We start from the raw sequence: 3,811 nt of genomic DNA on the forward strand, positions 1-3,811 counted from the left end.
TGATCGGTCACTCCTCCAGTTTTTTAGAGGCTCGTCTCAAGGCCCGAGATTTGGGCTTTGACGATCTTGCTGATGGAGAGCTAGACATTTGGTGTAGCGCTCCTCCTCAGTTGCTAGAAAATTTTGAGGTTACTAGTAATACAGGTAAGACAATTCAGGGCACCTATATTGATTCATGCTTTGTACCTGAAATGCTAGGTCGCTTTAAAACGGCAACCCGTAAGGTGCAAAATGCAATGGAGTTGGCCCAAAAACGTGGAATAAATATTACTGCACTCGGCGGGTTCACCTCGATTATTTTTGAGAATTTTAACCTCGCTAAATTTCAACAAATTCGTTCAACACTTCTTCAGTGGGAGCGTTTTACTACAGGTAATACTCACACAGCCTGGGTGATCTGCCGCCAAGTGGAGCAAAACGCTCCGGCATTGGGCATAGATCTTGCCAAGGCAAAAGTAGCTGTAGTTGGTGCCACAGGCGATATTGGCAGTGCGGTTTGCCGTTGGCTCACTCGCCGCACTGGTGTGGGGGAATTGCTGTTGGTAGCCCGCCAGCAGCAACGTTTGAACGATCTGCGCAACGAGCTTGGCGGTGGCAGGGTGCTCTCCCTCGAAGAGGCTTTACCTGCAGCAGATGTGGTTGTTTGGGTGGCTTCTTTGCCTCAAACTTTGCAAATTGATTCAGAGAGCTTGCGAAATCCTTGCTTAATGATCGATGGCGGTTATCCAAAGAATCTAGATAGCAAAATTGCATCACCCAATATAAATATACTTAAAGGAGGCATTGTTGAATTTGCTAGAGATATTGGCTGGCAGGTGATGGAAATTGCTGAAATGGCAAATCCACGCCGCCAATTGTTTGCTTGTTTTGCAGAAGCAATGTTGTTGGAATTTGAAGATTGGCACACTAATTTCAGTTGGGGCCGTAACAACATCACCCTTGAAGCGATGGAGCAGATTGGCGCTGCTTCAATTCGCCACGGCTTTTCCGCTTTAGGCTTAGAGGCTAGTTTGCCAGCCCCTGTGGCAATTGCCGCTTGAACTAATGGCAGCACGTCGCTTTTTGTTGGATTTTGAAAAACCTCTAGTTGACTTGGAGGAACAAATTGATCAAATTCGGCAATTAGCCCGTGATTCAGAAGTAGATGTAAGCCAGCAATTACTGCAATTGGAAAATTTGGCGGCCCGCCGCCGTCAAGACATATTTGGTTCCCTTACCCCCTCTCAAAAAATTCAAGTAGCCCGCCACCCGCACCGGCCAAGCTGCCTCGACTACATCCAGGTAATAAGCGAAAAGTGGATTGAGCTGCATGGAGATCGCTGTGGCTCAGACGACCAAGCTCTAGTGGGGGGGCTAGGCCAGCTTGGTGAACGGGCAGTGCTGTTTCTTGGTCATCAGAAAGGTCGTGATACGAAAGAGAATGTTGCCCGTAATTTCGGGATGGCATCCCCTGGTGGTTATCGCAAAGCTTTAAGGCTGATGCGCCATGCGGATCGTTTTAATCTGCCGATTATTTGTTTCATAGACACCCCAGGTGCCTATGCCGGTTTGAAGGCTGAAGAGCTCGGCCAAGGAGAAGCAATCGCTGTGAATTTGCGTGAGATGTTTGGTTTGCGGGTGCCTTTAATTGCCACTGTGATCGGTGAAGGTGGTTCTGGTGGCGCACTTGGTATCGGAGTGGCGGATCGCCTTTTGATGTTTGAACATTCTGTTTACACCGTGGCCAGCCCTGAAGCATGCGCATCAATTCTTTGGCGCGATGCTGCAAAAGCCTCTACCGCAGCGGATGCATTGAAAATTACTGCCAGCGATTTAGTTAAACTTGGAATAGTGGATCGCATTTTGCCTGAACCATCAGGAGGGAATCATTGGGCGCCTCTTCAGGCGGCTGAAACCCTGAGATTAGCTTTAGTGGAGGAATTAAACGGGTTACTTGAGTTTGAACCTGAGCAATTGCTCGAGCGGCGCTACACAAAGTATCGTTCGATTGGTGAAGTATTGGAAGCCACATAGTCGCCTGCATAGGTTTAATAATCATTTAGGTTTCGTGATGTAGCTCAAGCTTCAAACTTGCTAAAGATCTTTTGCAAAAAATTGCTTTAATTACAGGGGCCTCTAGGGGCATTGGAGCCGCCACGGCAAAGCGATTTGCCAGAGCTGGCTGGAATCTAGAACTGCTTGCCCGCCCCTCAGCGGAACTGGAAGCTGTTGCCACAGAGTGCCGCTTGGCTTCAGTGGACGTTTCTACAGCCGGTGTAAACCTTGCAGACCCAACTCAAGTTTCTTCAGGATTGCAGCAGTTGATCGACGCAGCTGGGGTGCCTTCAGTTGTGATCAACAACGCCGGCGCAGGCCTCACCTCCCCTTTGGCAGCCACCAGCTTGGAGCAGTGGCAATGGTTGTTTCAGCTGAATCTCACCAGTGTTTTTCAGATCTGCAATGGCTTGCTGCCCGCTCTAAGATCACAAGGTGGAGGTTTGATCGTTAATATAAGTAGCCACGCTGCTAATAAAACGTTTGCTGGTTGGGGCGCCTACTCCGCTTCAAAAGCAGCCTTGGCAGCCTTTAGCCGCTGCTTAGCTGAAGAGGAGGGAGCCCACGGTATTCGCGTTTCCACGCTTACGCTCGGATCTGTAAATACACCACTTTGGGATAGCCCCACTGTTCAAGCGAATTTTGATCGCGGAGCAATGCTCTCCTCCGAGCTAGTAGCAGAAACCCTGCTGCAAATAGCTCAAACCCCCCCCCAGCTTCTGCTGGAAGATTTAACCCTCATGCCCGCCACTGGCGCTTTTTGAGTTTCATGACTGCTTTAAACGACCTAAGCCCAATTGTTAATAACGGCTCATCCTCTGGGATCACAAGCCCTTCTTTAGATAGAACTGCGATGCCCCGCACCATTAGTGAAATCATTAGGGCTCGCCTGGATGCTGCAGAAGTGCCTTATTTGGCCAATGATAATGTTGCTGATCATCTTCAAGAAGGCGAATTAGACCTACTTCAAAAGGAGGTTGCTGATCGAATGAGAGACCTACTTCGTAGCTTAGTAATAGATATCGATAACGACCACAACACGCAGGAAACAGCAGAGCGGGTTGCAAAGATGTATTTGCATGAAGTATTTAAAGGTCGTTATCATCAACAGCCAAAAATTGCCTGCTTCCCAAATGTGAAGCATCTCGATGAAATTTATACTGTAGGCCCGATCACCGTTCGTTCTGCATGTTCCCATCACTTGGTGCCAATACTTGGTAATTGCTGGATAGGTATTAAGCCTGGGGAAAGGGTAATCGGCCTAAGTAAATTTGCACGTGTTGTTGATTGGGTATTTTCAAGGCCCCATATTCAAGAAGAGGCGGTAATGATCTTGGCAGATGAAATCGAACGCCTCTGCAAGCCTCAAGGCTTAGCAATTCTTGTGAAAGCTCAGCACTATTGCATGAAGTGGCGCGGTGTAAAAGAACCCCAAACAAGTATGGTTAACTCAATAGTTCGTGGTGATTTCCGCCACGATCCAAGCCTAAAATCTGAATTCTTTGAATTAGTTAAGCAACAGGGATCAGTTTTGGGCTGATCATTAAATAGTTGAAATTATTGTTAGCAAATTTCTTACTTCATTAATATTTTTTATTCCGGGAGAATCTTCAACTGAGCTAGAAGCATCTATGCCATATGGCTCTAATGCAAGCGCAACAAGCTCCTCTATCGCACTTGCTGCGTTATTTGAACCCATTCCTCCCGCGAGCCACCAGGGGCAACTTAATTTTAAGCCGCTTAGCCATTCCAGCGGCAAACTTTTGCCTGTGCCCCC

General features: G+C 47.8%; 4 protein-coding genes and 1 pseudogene. 4 read left to right on the forward strand and 1 reads right to left on the reverse strand.

All coding sequences use genetic code 11. The features are described from left to right. Window positions 1-2 precede the first annotated feature (2 nt). The 4 genes from KB557_RS09530 (at window position 3) to folE (ending at window position 3,574) form a co-directional block, all read left to right on the forward strand. Window positions 3-1,040, forward strand: coding sequence for a long-chain acyl-[acyl-carrier-protein] reductase (locus KB557_RS09530; protein ID WP_255133621.1), 1,038 nt, complete (start codon window positions 3-5; stop codon window positions 1,038-1,040). A gap of 4 nt (window positions 1,041-1,044) precedes the next feature. Then, entirely contained in the window at window positions 1,045-2,013 is a 969-nt protein-coding gene (locus KB557_RS09535) for an acetyl-CoA carboxylase carboxyltransferase subunit alpha (protein ID WP_255133623.1), read from the forward strand. Between the two features lie 71 nt (window positions 2,014-2,084). Continuing rightward, window positions 2,085-2,798 (forward strand): SDR family oxidoreductase, encoded by a 714-nt coding sequence (locus KB557_RS09540; protein ID WP_255133625.1) that lies wholly within the window; start codon window positions 2,085-2,087, stop codon window positions 2,796-2,798. An 89-nt stretch (window positions 2,799-2,887) separates the two neighbouring features. Then, window positions 2,888-3,574, forward strand: a complete 687-nt coding sequence (gene folE, locus KB557_RS09545) for a GTP cyclohydrolase I (protein ID WP_255133627.1) — start codon at window positions 2,888-2,890, stop codon at window positions 3,572-3,574. 3 nt (window positions 3,575-3,577) lie between these two features. On the opposite strand, the pseudogene KB557_RS09550 reads toward folE, so the two are convergent. Continuing rightward, a pseudogene (locus tag KB557_RS09550) lies at window positions 3,578-3,811 on the reverse strand (phosphoribosylanthranilate isomerase); the annotation flags it as partial.

It is taken from the genome of Synechococcus sp. Cruz CV12-2-Slac-r (assembly GCF_024346075.1).
Taxonomy (GTDB): Bacteria; Cyanobacteriota; Cyanobacteriia; order PCC-6307; family Cyanobiaceae; genus Synechococcus_D.

Bases quoted from the DNA above. Each gene is read 5' to 3' on its own strand.
- KB557_RS09535 (WP_255133623.1), top strand. From the start codon at position 1,045: ATGGCAGCACGTCGCTTTTTGTTGGATTTTGAAAAACCTCTAGTTGAC.
- folE (WP_255133627.1), top strand. From the start codon at position 2,888: ATGCCCCGCACCATTAGTGAAATCATTAGGGCTCGCCTGGATGCTGCA.